This window comes from Erysipelothrix rhusiopathiae, from assembly GCF_900637845.1.
GTDB lineage: Bacteria > Bacillota_I > Bacilli_A > Erysipelotrichales > Erysipelotrichaceae > Erysipelothrix > Erysipelothrix rhusiopathiae.
The window spans coordinates 239,534-257,169 of record NZ_LR134439.1; the positions used below are offsets into that span (position 1 = coordinate 239,534).

Genomic DNA, 17,636 nt, shown 5'->3' on the forward strand with positions numbered 1-17,636 from the left:
ATATACGTTTGTACTTTCTTTGCCTAGGATCCTACTCGTCTATGATTTGTTCATAGTTCTGTACTATTACGAAATAGGAGTGATTGTATGAAAAAAATAATCAAAAATGGACTGTGTATATTTCTTGTCTTGTTTGTACTTGGTGGAACGTTAACACCTGCTATCAGTACAACGGTGTTTGCTGTGTCATCAGAGACAACTAAAGAACAAGAAGAACGACGCGCACAAATTGAAGAAAACAAGAAAAAATTAAGTGCGCTTGAAGGGTCTCAAAAAGATATTAAGGCAAACTTAACTGAGGAAATGAAAAATCTCAGTGGGTATAAAGAACAAATTGCTAGTCTAGATGCGAAAATCAAAGAGATTGAAGGAGAAATCCGTGTTTCAGAGGCACAAATCGTGCAACTCCAAAAATCTATTGATGATCGACAAGCAAAAATTGAGGAGACTGACGTTAAGGTTAAGTCCTATATGCTTAATGCGCAATCCGCAACGCGTGTTAATGGTTACTTCGAATTTATGATGACTGGCGAGGATTTTTCGCAAATCGTTCGAAGATTTGAGGTGCTAAGTTCAATCAAACGTTACAACGAAGAATTGGTACGATCAATATACAAGATAAAGCTTGAACTTGAGGCAGATAAAAAACTTCAAGAAGTTGAGCGTGAAGAAATTGAACTTCATAAAGAAGATATTGAATTACAAAAAGAAACCGCAAAAATTTATGAGAAACATGTTGAAGAAATTGTAAAAGAACTTCAAAAACAAGAAGCAGAGTTACAAGATGAACTTGATGAAATAAAATATGTTAATGCGGGTCATGAAAGTCAAATTAAAGCATTAGCTGAACAACTCGCAAATGAACTTGTTCAAGAACAAAACAATAACAATTCAGGTTCAGAAGGCTCAGATGGTGGAGAGTCATCAGGGGAATCTACAGGAAACGGTTCTTCTGGTGGTGAATCGAGTGAAGGTGGATCTACAGGTGGAGGTTCTTCTAGTGGCGGATCTTCCGGTGGAGGTTCTACTGGCGGTGGTTCAACGAGTGGATTTTCACTTCCTTTAGATCCTGGAGTTTATCGTGTTGGAAATAGCGTGTGGGCTTATGATTGGGGTTCACCTCATATGGGTGTAGACTTAGAGGTCTATTACGGTAACAATGCGCGATCTGTAGGAACCGGAATGGTTGTTGCTACGAATTCAGGCTGCTCTGAAGGTAATTGGGCCTGTGGCGGAGGTTATGGAAACTATATTTCTTATTTGGTCCATGTTAACGGTCAAAATTATGGAATTTTATTTGCCCATCTAAGTGCTGTTTATGTTTCCGAAGGACAAATAGTTCATCCGGGGACTGTGCTTGGTCTTACTGGGAATACAGGTGCATCAACAGGACCTCACTTACATGTGGAAACAATTAATATGGGTGGTGGATCCATTTATGATGCCTGGAGTTTATGGTCTCAAAACAGTACCATGAACTTTGGAACGGGTTCCGCAAGTAGTGGTGGTCGAAGATGTGATCAGGGCTATGGTGTTCCATGTCGCTTGCATCCGCAATCTACACTCGGACTTTACTAAATAAATAAAACTGAGCTTAAGAGGCTCAGTTTTATTTTTGTGCAACGATCATTTACTTATCCGAAAATCGAGATTCCATTTTATAGATAAAATCATCAAAACGCGGTTCGAAAATAATGTGGTCAATTTGTTGTTGAGTGGAAAATCCAATGTGAGCAGCATGATCTAAATATGTTTTAATTCCATCATAATAATGGTCAATATTTAAGAAACCATAGGGTTTGTTATGAATTCCGATTTGATTCCATGTGATTACTTCAAATATTTCTTCCATTGTCCCACAACCGCCAGGGAAAGCGATAAATCCATCTGCCATATCCATCATAAGTGCTTTACGTTCATGCATATCCTTTACAAGTATTGATTCTGATAGTCCTTCATGAAGGATTTCTTTTTCTGCAAGAACCTTAGGCATCACTCCGATCACATAACCATCATTCTGTAACATGGTATCTGCAATCAGTCCCATAATTCCGACCTTTGCGCCTCCGTAAATTAACTGTATATCGTTATTTGAAAAATATGTAGCAAGTCTAACGGCTTCTTCGCGATAAATCGGTAATTCTGGCATTTTCGATCCACAAAATACTGCAATTCGTTTCATAATTTGTCCTCCGTGATTTATTTGTGATTATTAATATTATAACATTGAATTCTAATTCCCTTATGCTAGGATTATATTAGATTACGTTTACCATAGTCTATGTTAACGCTTGATGCTTAGTCTATGGTAAACTATAACCATATTGAGGTGATTTCATTGAAAGATAAAAATAAAAAAGTAAGTATAAAGCTCGAACGTCATCGATGGCCTGATGAAATAGCAAAAGACCAACAAAAACGACGTAAGGCTTTTAAAATAGTAATTGCAATTATTGTTGCATTTTTACTTGGTACTCAATTTAATAAAATTTCAAACTTAGCTGCAGGCCCAACGGACGCACATGCCGGCGTTGAGCGTTTTGAACGTGTCTATCGTGATTTACTCGCAAGTTGGTATTTTAAAACAGATATGGAACAACCAGAATCTGAAATGATTGATAATGCGATAAAAGGAATGCTTGAGAAAAATGGTGATCAACACACCTCTTACATGACTCAAGAAGAAATGAATAATTTAAATGAATCTATAAACATGAATTTTGACGGTATCGGTGTACAATATTATGCTGGCAATGGGGCCAACATTATCACACGTGTATTTAAGGGATCGCCTGCCGAGGGTGCCGGACTTTTAGCGGGTGATGTTCTCTCTAAAGTTGATGGTGTTGAAATTAAAACCGTTGATCGTGAAAAGATTCAAGAATTAATTATGGGTAAAGAAGGAACACCTGTAAAAGTAGAAGTCTTACGTGATCAAAAGCCCATAGAATTTGATATTAAGCGCGGAAAAATTAATGCGCTTGTATGGGGCGAAGTTCGCGATGGCGTTGGTTATATTGAAATATCCTCGTTTGGAAAAAATCTTGCGGATGCAACCAAACTTTATCTGGATGAGTTCTTAGAACATGGTGTGGATAAATTGGTGATTGATTTACGCGATAACGGTGGTGGGTACTTACAAGCCATTGAAGATATTGCACGTATTTTCTTCGATAATGATGAAGTTGTCTATAAAGAAGATTTTATGAATAATTCTGAAAAAGTTTATAAAGTTTCAGATAGTGAGAAAGCACAATATCCATTCAAAGATATCGCCGTACTTATTAATGAAAAATCAGCAAGTGCTTCGGAAGTACTAACGCTTGCGCTTCAAGAAAATCGTGGTGTTAAAGTTGTGGGTGTAAATTCATATGGAAAAGGCACAGTGCAAACACAACATGAATACAGTGATAAAAGTGCGCTCAAAGTTACCATTGCAAAATGGAATTCTCCAAAAGGAAATAATATTCATGGTACAGGCATTAAGCCCGATGTAGAAGTGAAACTTCCGGCAATTTTCTATACAAACTTTGTAGTGCTCGATGATTCTAAAGAAATTCATGTAGATACGGTCCATGAGGCGGTGGTCTACACTCAAAATGCATTAAATTTTTTAGGATATCATAACGGTCGAACAGATGGATATTATGATACAAAAACATCAGAGGCTCTAATGAAATATAAAGCAGAACTAAGTTTAGAAGTGAATGATACTATTGATCATAGTATCCAAGAACAGTTATACAGTTCTGTGGTTTCAGAATGGTCCAGTAATCGCAATGCTCGTGATGTTCAGTTACAAAAAGCAATTGAGGTTGTAAAGAATGGCAAATAAAGAAGAACATAAATTTGAACTTGTATCTAAATTTGATCCTAAAGGAGATCAAGTTAGAGCAATCGGCGAGCTTACTCAAGGGATTCTTGATGGTAAAAAAGAACAGGTTCTTTTAGGGGCAACGGGAACAGGTAAAACCTTTACCGTCAGTCAAGTAATCGCGAAGTTAAACAGACCGACGCTTGTTTTTGTGCATAATAAAACACTTGCAGGTCAACTTTATTCGGAATTTAAAGAATTTTTCCCGAATAACCGTGTAGAGTATTTTGTTTCAAACTTTGATTATTATCAACCTGAAGCCTACTTACCAGGTTCAGACACCTATATCGAAAAAAGTTCGATGATTAATCAAGAGTTGGATATGCTTCGACATGCAGCACAAAACTCAGTATTACAACGTCGTGATACCATTATTGTTGCATCGGTAGCGAGTATCTATGCAACGGCAGATCCAAGTTACTATAAAGAAATGTTGTATGTGATGCGTGTTGGTCAAGAAATAACGCGTGAAGATTTAATGAGAGACCTTGTAAAACGTCAATACATCCGCAATGATATCGAACAAAGTGTGGGAACATTTAGAGTTCGTGGTGATGTTATTGAAGTGGTTCGCGGTGATCGCGATGATATCGTGGTTCGTGTTGAGTTTTTTGGTGATGAAATTGATCGTATCGTTGAAGTAGATCGTATTACCGGGAATGTCCGTGAAGGGTATTTAGTCTACGATATTTTCCCAGCAAATCAGTATGCGCGGGATATGGATCAAATTCGTCCGGCTGCAGATCGAATCGAAGCTGAGTTGCATGAACGCTTGGCGTATTTTGAGTCTGAGAATAAACTTGTGGAACACCAACGACTTAAACAACGCACAGAGTATGACCTTGAGGCATTACGAGAATTTGGGATGTGTTCGGGTGTGGAAAACTACTCAATGCATATTGACGGTCGTGATCCAAACCAAAGACCTTACACACTCTTTGATTACTTCCCGGATGATTATCTCTTTATTGTGGATGAGTCTCACGTTTCACTACCTCAAGTTAGAGGAATGTATAATGGAGATCAGTCTCGTAAGCGTACACTTGTAGAGTATGGGTTCCGATTGCCAAGTGCAATGAATAACCGTCCAATGACGTTTGAAGAATTTACAAGTGTTCAAAAACAAACGATTTATGTATCCGCTACTCCTGGGGATTATGAACTTGAAAAAGTAAATCATCAGGTTGTTGAACAAATTATACGTCCTACGGGTCTTTTAGATCCTACAATCGAAATCAAAAAAAGTCAGGGTCAGGTTGATGACTTAATTGATCAAATCTTAGAGCGTCGTGAGCGTGATGAACGTGTTTTAATTACGACATTAACCGTAAAAATGGCTCAAGATTTAACCAATTATCTTCTAGAAACAGGTATTAAAGTTGCTTATCTTCATCATGAAACGAAGACACTTGAGCGTATTGAAATCCTAAGAGATTTACGTTTAGGTAAATATGATGTCGTGGTGGGAATTAACCTTTTAAGAGAGGGTCTTGATCTTCCAGAGGTTAGTCTCATTGCGATTCTTGATGCCGATAAAGAGGGTTTCCTCCGCTCATACCGTTCATTGGTTCAAATTGTAGGGCGTGCAGCTCGAAATTCAAATGGTCACGTTATCATGTATGCAGATCGAATCACAGATTCGATGAAAAAGACGATCGATGAAACAAAACGAAGACGTGATATTCAAATTGCATATAATGAAAAAAACGGTATTACCCCACAAACGATTAAGAAAGAAATACGTGATGTCATTGCAGGTAAAGAAACTGCAGAATTAACACATCGAATTCGTAACAATAAAGGAAAACGCAAGGATAAAAAAGCTGTGGATGAACTTATCCAAAAACTTGAAAAAGAAATGCGAGAAGCAGCAGCACTTCTTGATTTTGAGAGAGCAGCGCAACTCCGTGATATTGTTATGGAGATGAAAGCAAGCTTATAGACCAAGGTAACTTGGTCTTTTTTTTGTAGTTTATGCGTACTCGTGAGATAATAGATAATATAAAGTGTATTAGCGTGTTGATTGAAATAGTGTATTTGTGTAGTAAAGAATGAAACTGATTTTAGGAGTTCTTTAAATTGATAATTACTTATTATCAAAAGGAGGCGGGCTATGCGAACAGAAACAGAAATTATGACACTAATTTTGGAGCAAGCAAAATTGAGTCAACATATCCGAATTGTCGCAATGAATGGTTCACGAGTGAATAAAGAAATTGAAAAAGATTCAATGCAAGACTATGATATTGCATTCATTGTGGATAATTTAGAATATTTCATCAATCATCAGTCTTGGTTGGAGTCTTTTGGAAAAGTCCTTATGATGCAAAGACCGGATGATTTTACGCTGTTTGGACAGTCGAAATCGCGCGATTATCATTACTTGGTTCAATTTGAAGATGGGGTTCGTATCGACTTTACCTTTATTGCTATTGAAAATTTAGAGGCCTACCTTCAAGAAGACCACTTGGTAGAAATCATCTTGGATAAAGATTCCATTATATCAGGTGTCATACCGGCAACTGATCGCGACTATTGGATTAAAAAGCCAAATGAACAAAACTATCGAGATTGTATTAATGAAATGTTGTGGTTATCATTCTATGTGGTTAAAGGTATCAAACGTCATGAGCCAATTTATGCGATGGACCACCTCGCATCGATGCGTCAAATGCTTCTCCAAATGATTACTTGGCAAGTTGGATTTGAAACGGATTTCTCGATTAGTGTTGGAAAGAATTATAAATATTTAGATCGATATATCAGTTCAAGTATGTGGGATAAATTGCTTGCAACGTACAATTTAAGTTCAAAAGAGCACTGTGTAGTGGTTTTGGAATCGATGTTAACCATCTTCTCAGTTGTGGCTGATCGAGTGGGCGATTATGGAACGTTTGTATATGATCGTCATGAATATCATGATGTTTCAACTTATGTCTTAAAACAGATTAACGATGAGTAAAGCGGTATTGCGGAAACAAGAAACATGTTATAATTTGTTCAGTAGGTGAGAAATATGGAAAACAATAAAATTATCATTAAAGGTGCAAAAGAAAATAATCTAAAAAATATAAGCCTTGAAATTCCAAGAGATAAACTTGTAATTATGACTGGTTTGTCTGGTTCTGGTAAAACGAGTTTAGCGTTTGATACGATTTATGCGGAAGGTCAACGCCGCTATGTTGAATCGCTCAGTTCGTATGCACGCCAATTCTTAGGTAATATGGAAAAGCCCGATGTTGAATTAATTGAGGGTCTTTCGCCATCCATCGCAATTGATCAAAAAACGACAAGTAATAATCCCCGTTCTACAGTCGGAACTGTAACAGAGATTTATGACTACTTGCGTCTTTTATATGCTCGAGTGGGTGTTCCTTATTGCCCAATTCATAATGTTGAGATCACATCACAAACGATTAAACAAATGGTTGATCGAATCATGTTGCTTGAAGATAAAACGCGCTTAGAAATCTTGGCTCCTGTTGTGAAAGCACAAAAGGGAGAGCATCGAGATTTATTGGATAATCTTCGAAAAGAGGGTTATGTTCGTGCCTATATCGATGGTACTTTAGTGATGCTTGATGAAGAAGTAACGCTTGAAAAAAACAATCGCCATGACATCGAAGTTGTGATTGACCGAATTGTGAAAAAAGAAGACAGTCGTTACCGACTCAGTGATTCATTGGAAACAGCCTTGAAACTTAGTGATGGCGTTGTTCTTGTGAAAAATGGCGAAGAAAACATGGTGTTTTCAAGTAATTTTGCCTGTCCTGAATGTGGATTTAGTATTGCGTCCATTGAACCTCGTCTCTTTTCCTTTAATTCACCAATGGGAGCGTGCCATCACTGTAATGGTTTAGGAATGACCCAATCTGTAGATCTTGAATTTTTAATACCGGACTCAAGTTTATCAATAGCAGAGGGTGGAATTCGCTACTATAAAAATATCGTTAATTCACAAAACATTGAATGGCAAACTTTTGAACATCTTATCCAATTCGCAAAAGTAGATGTGGATAAGCCAATCAGTAAACTAACAAAAAAACAGATGGATATTTTACTCTATGGAAGTATTGTTCCGGTAAAATATGTTATTGAATCACGCTCGGGTAATAGTTTTCATCGTAACGAGCCCATTGAAGGGGTTGTAAGTCTTATTGAACGTCGTCATCGTGATACAACGTCTTCATCATCACGTGAATGGTATGGATCCTTTATGGGTGAGGCAGTGTGTTCTGAATGTCATGGTGCACGTCTCAACCAAGAGGCTTTAAGTGTTCGTGTTGGCGAGTTAAATATCAGTCAATTTACAGAACAATCCATCGGAGATGCACTTCACTTTATGGATCGTCTCGAGCTTGATGAAATGAAGGCAAATATCGCGGAATTAGTTATTAAAGAAATTGTTTCTCGTCTCACATTCTTAAAAGATGTAGGGCTTGAATATTTAACTTTAGATCGTATTGCTGGAAGTCTTTCTGGAGGAGAGTCACAACGTATTCGACTCGCTACGCAAATTGGTTCGCGATTGACCGGTGTTCTTTATGTTTTAGACGAACCATCGATTGGACTTCATCAACGTGATAATGCGCGTCTTATTCAAACTTTAAAGAACATGCGTGATCTTGGAAATACACTTATCGTTGTGGAACATGATGAGGAAACAATGGAAGCCGCAGACTGGATTGTAGATATCGGACCGGGTGCGGGTGCTTTAGGTGGAGAAGTTATTGCTAATGGTCCCCTTGCATCAATTTTAGAAAACGAAGATTCTATTACGGGTCAGTATCTTAGTGGAAAGCGAAGAATTCCTACGCCAGAAAAACGACGTAAAGGTAATAAGAAGAAAATTGAAATTATGGGTGCTGAAGAAAATAATCTAAAGGGAATTAATGTTAAGTTTCCACTTGGAACATTCATTGCAGTTACGGGTGTCAGTGGTAGTGGTAAATCGTCTCTTGTAAATGAAGTTTTAAGTAAGACGGTGTATCATGCACTAGGAAAACAACGTGTGAAACCAGGTAAACATAAGAAAATTAAAGGTCTTGAAAACATCGATAAATTGATTACGATTGATCAAAATCCAATTGGACGAACACCACGTTCAAACCCTGCAACGTATACGGGAGTATTTGATGATATTCGTGATTTATTTGCGAAAACACCGGAAGCTAAAATGCGCGGTTACGACAAAGGACGATTCTCGTTTAATGTGGCTGGTGGCCGTTGTGAAATGTGTAAGGGTGATGGCGTGAAACGGATATCGATGCACTTTTTACCGGACGTATTTGTGAAATGTAGTGAATGTGACGGTAAACGATATAACGATGAAACACTTCAGGTACATTATAAAGAAAAAACAATTTTTGATATTTTAGATATGAGCATTGATCAAGCAACAGAATTCTTTGCGCCAATTTCAAAAATTCGTAAAGGTCTTGAAACGTTACAAGATGTTGGTTTGGGATACATTAAATTAGGTCAATCAGCAACAACTTTATCAGGTGGAGAAGCACAACGGGTTAAACTCGCAAGTGAACTCCAAAGACCATCAACAGGAAAGACCATGTTTGTTTTAGATGAACCCACAACAGGTTTACACAGTTACGATGTGGAAAAACTAACGGGTGTATTACAACGAATTGTGGAAAACGGTGATACGGTTGTTGTCATTGAACATAACCTTGATGTTATTAAAAATGCAGACTATGTCATTGATCTCGGTCCAGAAGGTGGCGAAGGTGGCGGTACGCTTGTTGCTTGTGGTACACCTGAAGACATCGCTCAAGTTGAAAATAGTTATACAGGACATTATCTCAAAGGGGTATTAGAAAAGGGGTAGTTTATGGAAGAAAGAGTATCGTGTAGTGTTAAAACACTTGTTGACCATTTCGGGTTTAAACAAGTAGCAGGTGATCGTGAATCATTAAGAAGACGTATTACCCTCCCAAATACAAATAGACCAGGGCTTGAATTAACAGGGTTTTATGCCCATGCAGAACCGAAACGTGTTGTTATTATTGGTAATAAAGAATCATCATTTATCAAAACACTTGATGAATTAGAACAAGAAGAACGATTTGGTACAATACTCAACGAAGAAACACCATTTGCTTTAATTACAGGTGGAAATCCATGTCCACCCACACTTTGTAAAGTAGCCAACCAAAAGAACTTTCCAGTGTTTGTAACAGAACGACCAAGTTCCGACATTATGGTGGAAATCGTTACGTTCTTGGATGAAGTATTGGCGCCTACGGGAAATGTTCACGGTGTTTTAATGAACGTTTTCGGGAAAGGTGTATTGATTATCGGTGAGAGTGGTATGGGTAAAAGTGAGGTAGCACTTGAATTGGTATTGCGTGGACATGCACTGATTGCGGATGATCGCGTTGATATAACACGTGTTAAAGATAAAATAATCGGGACCGCACCCGAGTTACTTCGTAGTATGCTCGAAATTCGTGGAATTGGTATCATCGATGTAAGTCAGATGTTTGGTGTGCGTTCCTATCTCGAACAAGAAGAAATTAATTTTGTGATTGAGTTTACCAAATGGGATGATAACCAGCAATATTTAAGAGCGGGTATCGAAGAACAACTGCCTTATGAAGCATTGGGACTACAAATTCCACACCTTGTATTTCCTGTTAAAGAGGGACGGAATATGGCGGTACTCGTTGAATCAGCGGTGCGTGATCATATGCTTAAACAACGAGGAATTAATAGCGCAGAGCTTTTTGACGAGCGCGTAATGGATTTTATTAAACGTCAAGCAAAGGAGCATGTTGATGATTAAGTTTTTTCCAAATACTCAAACATTTGTGCAGATTGGACCTGTAAGTATTGCGTGGTATGCAATTCTTATTATGACGGGTGCATTTCTTGCATATTATATAAGCCAACGTAACTTACTTAAGGTAGGTTATAAAAGAGATGATATTGAAGATTTATTTATGGGGGCGCTCATCGCCGGTTTTCTCGGTGCACGTATCTGGTATGTTTTATTTTTTGAATTTAAAACCTATCTTGCTCAACCCTTACGTATTTTTGCAATTCACGAAGGGGGTCTTGCAATTCAAGGAGGCTTGATTGCGGGAGTTGCTTTCGGTTATTGGTTTACAAAACGACGTCGTCTTAATTTCATACAATGGGCCGATTTAATTATTCCAAATATACTACTAGCTCAAGCAATAGGTCGCTGGGGTAATTTTATGAATAAAGAGGCTTATGGACGTGTAGTCCAAGAAAGTTTCTATAATCATTTTCCGATGTGGTTTAAAGACATGATGTTTATTGACGGTGCCTTCCGTCAGCCTACATTTTTCTATGAAAGTGTCGCAAACATCATTGGGTGGATTCTCATTGTTTTTGTACTTAAACGATTAAGTAAAATTAAGCGTGGTGATTTAACCTTTGCATACATGATGTGGTATGGGGCAACGCGTTTTATCATTGAAGGATTTAGATCTGATAGTCTTATGTTTGGACCGATTCGTGTTGCGCAATTTATCTCAATTATATTTGTGGTTGTTGGTGTTGCGGGATATTTGGGCTGTTTTAAGAAATACCTTGAGCGTCCAAAACCGATTATTTTATTCGATTTTGATGGAACCATCGCCAATACACAAGCATGTATTTTAGAAACATTCCGTCGCGTGTTTGAAATATACAAATCCGAATACCAGTTGGATGAGCAAGAAATGAAAACATTCCTTGGTCCCACACTTCACGATACGTTTAGTAAATACTTTGAAGAAGATGAAATCGACTCAATTATTCAAGAGTATCGACGTATTAATCATGAATTACATGACACCTATGTTGTTCCTATGGAACACGCCATAGAGCTCTTAGAAGATTTAAAAAATGAAGGCTATCGAATGGGTATAGTTTCAAATAAAATCACATCAACCCTCGAACTTGGTATGGAAGTGACAGGAATAAAACCTGAACTTTTTGAAGTCGTATTAGGCTGTGATTTATTTGAACCGGTTAAACCCGATCCAGCAGGCATCGATAAGGCACTTGAATTGATGAATGCAGATCGTGGACAATTAATATATGTTGGAGATTCTGCTTCGGATATTCTCGCTGGACAGCGGGCAGGTTCGTTTACTATCGGATATGTATTTGATAAAATACGTGAGAAGGATTTAGAAGAAAGTAAACCGAATCGTATGATTTCGGATTTAATGGAAATCAAAGAAATATTGAAGGAGGATCACGAATGGACAATAACTATGATGTAATCATTATTGGAGCTGGTCCAGCAGGTTTAACAGCAGCCGTTTATGCAGGACGCGCAGGCTTGAAAACAGCAATGTTGGAATCAGAAGCTCCCGGTGGAAAAATGATTAAAACGGACTTGGTCCAAAATTATCCAGGTGTAGATAATATTACAGGTGTTGATTTATCAATGAAGATGTTTGAACACTCAACAGCTTATGGAACAGAATACCTTTATGGGAATGTGAATGGCATTGTTGATGAAGGAGAATTTAAAGTAATCAAAACGGAAGATGGTTCAGAATATCGTGCCCATGTTGTGATTGTGGCAACAGGGACAAACGAACGTACATTAGGATTTGAAAAAGATGATGCTCTCTTGGGTCATGGTTTATCTTATTGTGCTGTGTGTGATGGAGCATTCTTTAGAGACAAAAAAGTAGTAGTTATTGGTGGCGGAAACTCCGCTCTTGAAGAAGCAGTCTATTTAACACAGTTTGCAAATGAAGTGAACCTTGTGATTCGTAGAGATGTATTCCGTGGTGATGATTCTGCGCAACGCCAAGTATTTAATAACGAAAAAATTAATATCATAAAAAAACACATTCCAGTAGACTATATCGATAAAGATGGGAAGTTAACAGGGATGAAATTCGAACATGTTGAAACGGGAGAACCGCTTGTTATTGACACAGATGGCGTCTTCCCTTATATTGGAGCGATTCCAGCAACGGGGTTCTTAAAAGATTTAAATGTTCTTGATAATGAAGGTTATTTGATTGTTAATAACCAACTTGAAACTGCAATTCCAGGTATCTTTGGAGCAGGAGATGTTATTCAGAAACATTTACGTCAAATTGTTACAGCAACAAGTGATGGTGCAATTGCAGCGCAAAATGCATTTCACTATATACAAGATCTTAAATCTAAGGCATAGCCTTAGATTTTTGTTATAATTGGGGTAAGAGGTGGAACATGGAAAAACAAAAAGTAGTTTTAGTGACAGGTCTATCAGGTGCAGGGAAAACAAGTGCCATGGCCGTTTTAGAAGACATGGGGTATCATTGTATTGATCGTTTTCCTGTATTTATGATCGAGGATCTTGTAAGAGATATCGAGGCGATGAAAGATGGAACATACAGTAATTTAGCGTTAAGTGTGAATGCAGCGGATTTTGATATTTTCTACCGTACATTTAAAAACTCAGAATGCGAATTAATTGTTCTATTTTTAGATGCGAGCAAAGAGCAGCTTCTGCTGCGTTACAAATATAATCGACGTAACCATCCATTAATTGTTGCGAATTTAGCAAATGGACTTGAAGAAGCAATTGATGCGGAAATTGAACAATTTTCAAACATTAAATCACGTGCATCAATTATTATCGACACAACATTTTTAACACAACAAAACCTAACATCAAGAATTAAGCGATTCTTTAAAATTGAAGGGAACCAATCCTTGTCGCTGAGTTTTATATCCTTTGGTTACCGTAAAGGACTTCCGATGGATGCAGATCTTGTTTTTGATGTGCGATTCTTAAATAACCCATATTGGGAAGAGTCTTTACGATCGATGACGGGTAACGATAAGCCCGTATTTGATTACGTCATTAACGATGAAAAAACACAAGAGTTCTTGAAATATCTAACCCAATTTTTGGATTATGCTTTTGAACGTTATATCGAAGAATCGAAACATTTATTAACGGTTGCGATTGGATGTACCGGAGGCCAACATCGATCCGTTTCGATCGTTAATTGGCTCTATGAAAATTACGATAAGCAATACAACACACTTAAAGACCACCGAGATATGCCTGAGGACAAAGAGTAATGAAGGTCGCAGTAGTTGGTGGCGGTAAAGGGCAGTCAGCACTTTTACGAGGTCTAAAACATATTGAATCGATTGAATTAAGTGCAATCGTTACAGTCGCAGATGATGGTGGAAGCACGGGGCGATTAAGAGAAGATTTTAATGTGCCTGCGATGGGTGATATACGAAATGTGATGCTTGCCTTAGCTGAGTCCGAAAACTTACTCTCTCAAATCATGAACTACCGTTTCAGTAAAGATTCGCGTTCGACACTTGCAGGTCACAATCTTGGAAACTTAATCCTAACAGCACTTACAGACACAACTGGAGATTTTATGGACGCCGTCGCGTCCGTATCTAAAGTCTTAAATGTTATGGGAGATATCATTCCTTCATCCGAAGAAACAATCACGTTATGCGCACGTATGGAAGATGGGACGATTGTTCGGGGAGAATCCAACATTCCTAAATATGCAAACTCAATCGATTGCGTCTACTATGATGAACCGGTACATGCAACGGATAAAGCGATTAAAGCGATTTTAGAAGCAGATGTCATTTTGCTAGGGGTCGGGTCTTTGTATACATCAATACTACCCAATATCATTATTCCCGAGATTAAAGCAGCGCTCCAAAATAGCACAGGGAAAATAATATATTACTGCAATGCAATGAGCCAACCTGGTGAAACAGATGGTTATAGTGGTGAAGATCACGTTAATGCGATCGTAAAACATATCGAAAAACCGATTGATCTTGTTGTTCGTTGTGTCGATGAAATCCCTGCGGATGTGATTCAAAACTATGAAAACGAAGATTCCCATCCAATATACTTTAGAAGCATGGTACACACCTATGCGGTTGTAGACCAAAACTTATTGAGTTTTGAAAATGGGAAAATCCGTCATGATCATGATCGTGTTCGCGAAGGGTTTTATGAAATTTTGGAGGTGATTGGATGTCCTTTAGCAGTGAAGTAAAACATGAAATATCAACAAACATCTATCATGAGTGCTGTGAGCGTGCTTTTTTGTCGGCTTTCTTACAAATTAATTCAAACCTAATTATCGCAAACAAACGGATGCAGATTCAAATAGAGATTGAAAATGCTGCCATCGCGAAACGATTGTTTTCACTTCTAAAAGAACGTTATCAAGTAGAAATTGACTTAACGGTTGTGAAAAAGCAAAAGTTAAAAAAGAACAATGTTTATATTTTACGGGTGATGGATCGCGGTATGGAAATCTTAGAAGACCTTGGAATTTATTCATCTAAAGGAATGCGAAATACCCCATACAGTGTAATTACACTTAAAGAATGTTGTGCACGTGCTTATCTTGCGGGAGCGTTTCTTGCTAGTGGAAGCATTAACGCTCCCACAACAGCGAATTATCATATGGAAATAACCTGTGAAGGTGAGGAACTTGCCCTCTACTTACAAAAACTCTTAAATCGTTTTGATATCTCCGCTAAAATTACCTCAAGACGCAATCGCCAAGTTGTTTATGTTAAAGCTGCAGACCACATTGCGGACTTCTTAAAAATTACCGGAGCACATGTGAATACACTTGAGTTTGAAGATATAAGAATTCAACGTGATTTTAAGAATTCATTAACCCGCCTTGATAATTGTGAGGTTGCGAATGAAGTTAAAACCATTAAAGCGGGAAGTCAGCAATTAGATGCTATCTATAAACTAATCGAACACAATCGTTATAATCAACTGGAGGATCGTTTAATTCAGGTGGGTGACTTACGAATGAATCATCCTGAAGCAAGTTTAAATGAACTTATTGAATATTATGAAGCAGAGCATAATGCAACCATCAGTAAATCAGGGCTTCAACACCGTTTTAAAAAGTTAATCGAGTTAGCCGATAAATTAGATCAAGAGGAAGCTTAATAATGCATTACGAAGGTGTAAAATTTAACTTGAGAGATGCTAGAGATTCAGATGCTGGTGAACTCTACAATATAATGTGTGACGATCGAGTTACAAAATATTATGGTATGGGTCGTTTCGAAAACATTGATGAGGCTCTCAACGAAATCCATCGATTCAAAGAATCAGAGACCAGTATGGATGGCTTTCGTTGGGTTATTTCTGATGAAATGGATCGTTATATTGGCGATGTAGGATGTTATAATCATGATCTTGATTTTAACTGTATTGAAGTAAGCTTTAAATTAAAATACGAATATTGGAATCAAGGGATTCTGTCCGAAGCATTACAATACGCAATCGATTATGCGTTCAATTTCAAATACTATAATCGTCTCCAAGTTAAAGTTTGTCCTGAAAATAAAGGATGTATTCGGCTTTTAGATAAGACTGGCTTTAAATACGAAGGAACTTTACGTCAAGCAGAGTATGAAGCGGGACAATACATCGATATTTGCATCTACTCCCTCCTTCAAACAGACATTATGTGATGATTGGTGAAGCACGCTAAAAATGCTTTAGACATTTTTTTTCGTGTTATAATTATTAAAAGGCGGTATTTATTATGGGTTCAATTATTTCATTTTTAGTTTTATTTTTAATAACAATGATTATTATCAGAATTTTACCTCAACTGGTGGGTATTGTTGTAATAATATGGGTAATTAGTACAATTGTACGCGTTATTCAAGAAGTGCGTCGTCCTCGAGGAGGTACTCGAGATTTTTACGGAAACCAGAGTACGCATTCAGATCAAACGTATTCGGATAATCATAGTGGCGATGTCATTGATGTTGAATATACAACACGTGATGTAACTGATAAAGAAAACAAGTAATGATTAAGGGAGGAGATGCTTCATGATTTCAAAAGCGGTCAGCACAGATAAAAAAGAATTACATATATTGTGGAAAGATGCGTTTCCAAACTTAAATCGTGGTTCTGTCGATGCTTATTTTAATAATTTTTATCGCGAGAATCAGTGTTACTTGGCTAAAAATAATCATGATGAAATTTTAGCCGCGATTCAAGTTCATGATAAGGTTTTGTCGTTACATGATAAAAATATTAAAACATCCTATCTCGTTGGAAGTTTTATGCGTCCAAATGTTTTGTTGGATACGATGTCCTCACTTATTGAAACGATATTGGACGAGGTATCGAAGACAGACATTATTACTCTATGTCATACAGATCATCCAGAATGGTTTGAACCATTTGGTTTTGAAACAGTAGTGGAAAACTATATCTATACAATTCCAGCTGTTTCACTTCCCTCTTTAGGAATGGAAGGCATCGTACGTGACCCTGGTCCAGAAAGTCTGTTAGAAGTGTATCGTCGTTTCACAAGTCACTTCACCGGAAATTTTGTTCGCGATCAAAATTATTTTGGAAAACTAAAGAAAACAATGAGAGAACAGAATGGTCAAATTATTGGTCTTCAAGAAAATGGGGAATTGATTGCTTATGCAATCGTCACAAATGGCCCGCATTCAGTTGAAGTATTGGAATGTTGTTATGATAAGAGCGGCTCGTTGGTAAGGCTTCTTGCCTTTGTTTCGCGCTCTGTACAAGATGTACGTCTTCACGCTACAGTCTCAGAGCGCTTAGACAAAATATTTACAGAAGCACAACGCGTGAAGGCACCATTTCTAATAGCGCGTGTAAACGATAAGGAATTATTTGAACGTTTGTATCATATAAAAATTATCAGTGCGTATTCGGCGTTCCATGCCTTTGGGAAGCCACTGTTTAATAGGGATTTTTTATAGATTG

At 37.6% G+C, this 17,636-nt stretch carries 15 protein-coding genes; 14 read left to right on the plus strand and 1 reads right to left on the minus strand.

Translation table 11 applies throughout. The features are described 5' to 3' along the window. Positions 1-87 precede the first annotated feature (87 nt). A complete protein-coding gene (locus EL194_RS01175; protein WP_003774432.1) occupies positions 88-1,578 on the plus strand; it encodes a murein hydrolase activator EnvC family protein in 1,491 nt (496 codons plus the stop codon). 52 nt (positions 1,579-1,630) lie between these two features. Here EL194_RS01175 and EL194_RS01180 read toward each other — a convergent pair whose 3' ends face one another. Then, entirely contained in the window at positions 1,631-2,182 is a 552-nt protein-coding gene (locus EL194_RS01180) for an LOG family protein (protein ID WP_003774434.1), read from the minus strand. Between the two features lie 123 nt (positions 2,183-2,305). Between EL194_RS01180 and EL194_RS01185 the strand changes: the two genes are divergently transcribed. From EL194_RS01185 to EL194_RS01245, 13 genes are all read left to right on the plus strand, one after another. Next, positions 2,306-3,835 (plus strand): S41 family peptidase, encoded by a 1,530-nt coding sequence (locus EL194_RS01185; RefSeq protein WP_003774437.1) that lies wholly within the window; start codon positions 2,306-2,308, stop codon positions 3,833-3,835. Further along, a complete protein-coding gene (uvrB, locus tag EL194_RS01190; protein WP_003774438.1) occupies positions 3,825-5,816 on the plus strand; it encodes an excinuclease ABC subunit UvrB in 1,992 nt (663 codons plus the stop codon). Before EL194_RS01185 ends, uvrB begins: the two co-directional genes overlap by 11 nt. Before the next feature lie 171 nt (positions 5,817-5,987). Then, a complete protein-coding gene (locus tag EL194_RS01195) occupies positions 5,988-6,836 on the plus strand; it encodes an aminoglycoside 6-adenylyltransferase (protein ID WP_003774440.1) in 849 nt (282 codons plus the stop codon). Positions 6,837-6,890: 54 nt separating this feature from the next. Next, a complete protein-coding gene (gene uvrA / locus EL194_RS01200) occupies positions 6,891-9,716 on the plus strand; it encodes an excinuclease ABC subunit UvrA (RefSeq protein ID WP_003774442.1) in 2,826 nt (941 codons plus the stop codon). A gap of 3 nt (positions 9,717-9,719) precedes the next feature. After that, a complete protein-coding gene (hprK, locus tag EL194_RS01205; protein WP_003774444.1) occupies positions 9,720-10,673 on the plus strand; it encodes an HPr(Ser) kinase/phosphatase in 954 nt (317 codons plus the stop codon). Next, positions 10,666-12,126, plus strand: a complete 1,461-nt coding sequence (gene lgt, locus EL194_RS01210) for a prolipoprotein diacylglyceryl transferase (protein ID WP_034886667.1) — start codon at positions 10,666-10,668, stop codon at positions 12,124-12,126. The genes hprK and lgt overlap by 8 nt, the downstream gene beginning before the upstream one ends. After that, a complete protein-coding gene (locus EL194_RS01215; RefSeq protein ID WP_003774448.1) occupies positions 12,105-13,040 on the plus strand; it encodes an NAD(P)/FAD-dependent oxidoreductase in 936 nt (311 codons plus the stop codon). The genes lgt and EL194_RS01215 overlap by 22 nt, the downstream gene beginning before the upstream one ends. A gap of 38 nt (positions 13,041-13,078) precedes the next feature. After that, a complete protein-coding gene (gene rapZ / locus EL194_RS01220) occupies positions 13,079-13,939 on the plus strand; it encodes an RNase adapter RapZ (protein WP_003774450.1) in 861 nt (286 codons plus the stop codon). Next, positions 13,939-14,898, plus strand: coding sequence for a gluconeogenesis factor YvcK family protein (locus EL194_RS01225; RefSeq protein WP_003774452.1), 960 nt, complete (start codon positions 13,939-13,941; stop codon positions 14,896-14,898). Before rapZ ends, EL194_RS01225 begins: the two co-directional genes overlap by 1 nt. Then, positions 14,877-15,821: a DNA-binding protein WhiA gene (whiA, locus tag EL194_RS01230; protein ID WP_003774454.1), complete on the plus strand. Its 945-nt coding sequence runs from the start codon at positions 14,877-14,879 to the stop codon at positions 15,819-15,821. The genes EL194_RS01225 and whiA overlap by 22 nt, the downstream gene beginning before the upstream one ends. A 2-nt stretch (positions 15,822-15,823) precedes the next feature. Then, on the plus strand, positions 15,824-16,351 hold the full coding sequence (locus EL194_RS01235) for a GNAT family N-acetyltransferase (RefSeq protein ID WP_003774456.1): 528 nt from the start codon (positions 15,824-15,826) through the stop codon (positions 16,349-16,351). Between the two features lie 74 nt (positions 16,352-16,425). Further along, positions 16,426-16,698, plus strand: a complete 273-nt coding sequence (locus EL194_RS01240) for a hypothetical protein (protein ID WP_003774458.1) — start codon at positions 16,426-16,428, stop codon at positions 16,696-16,698. 22 nt (positions 16,699-16,720) lie between these two features. Continuing rightward, the gene (locus tag EL194_RS01245; protein ID WP_003774460.1) at positions 16,721-17,632 is read left to right on the plus strand and encodes a GNAT family N-acetyltransferase; all 912 of its coding nucleotides are present in this window, start codon (positions 16,721-16,723) and stop codon (positions 17,630-17,632) included. The last annotated feature ends 4 nt before the right edge of the window (positions 17,633-17,636 follow it).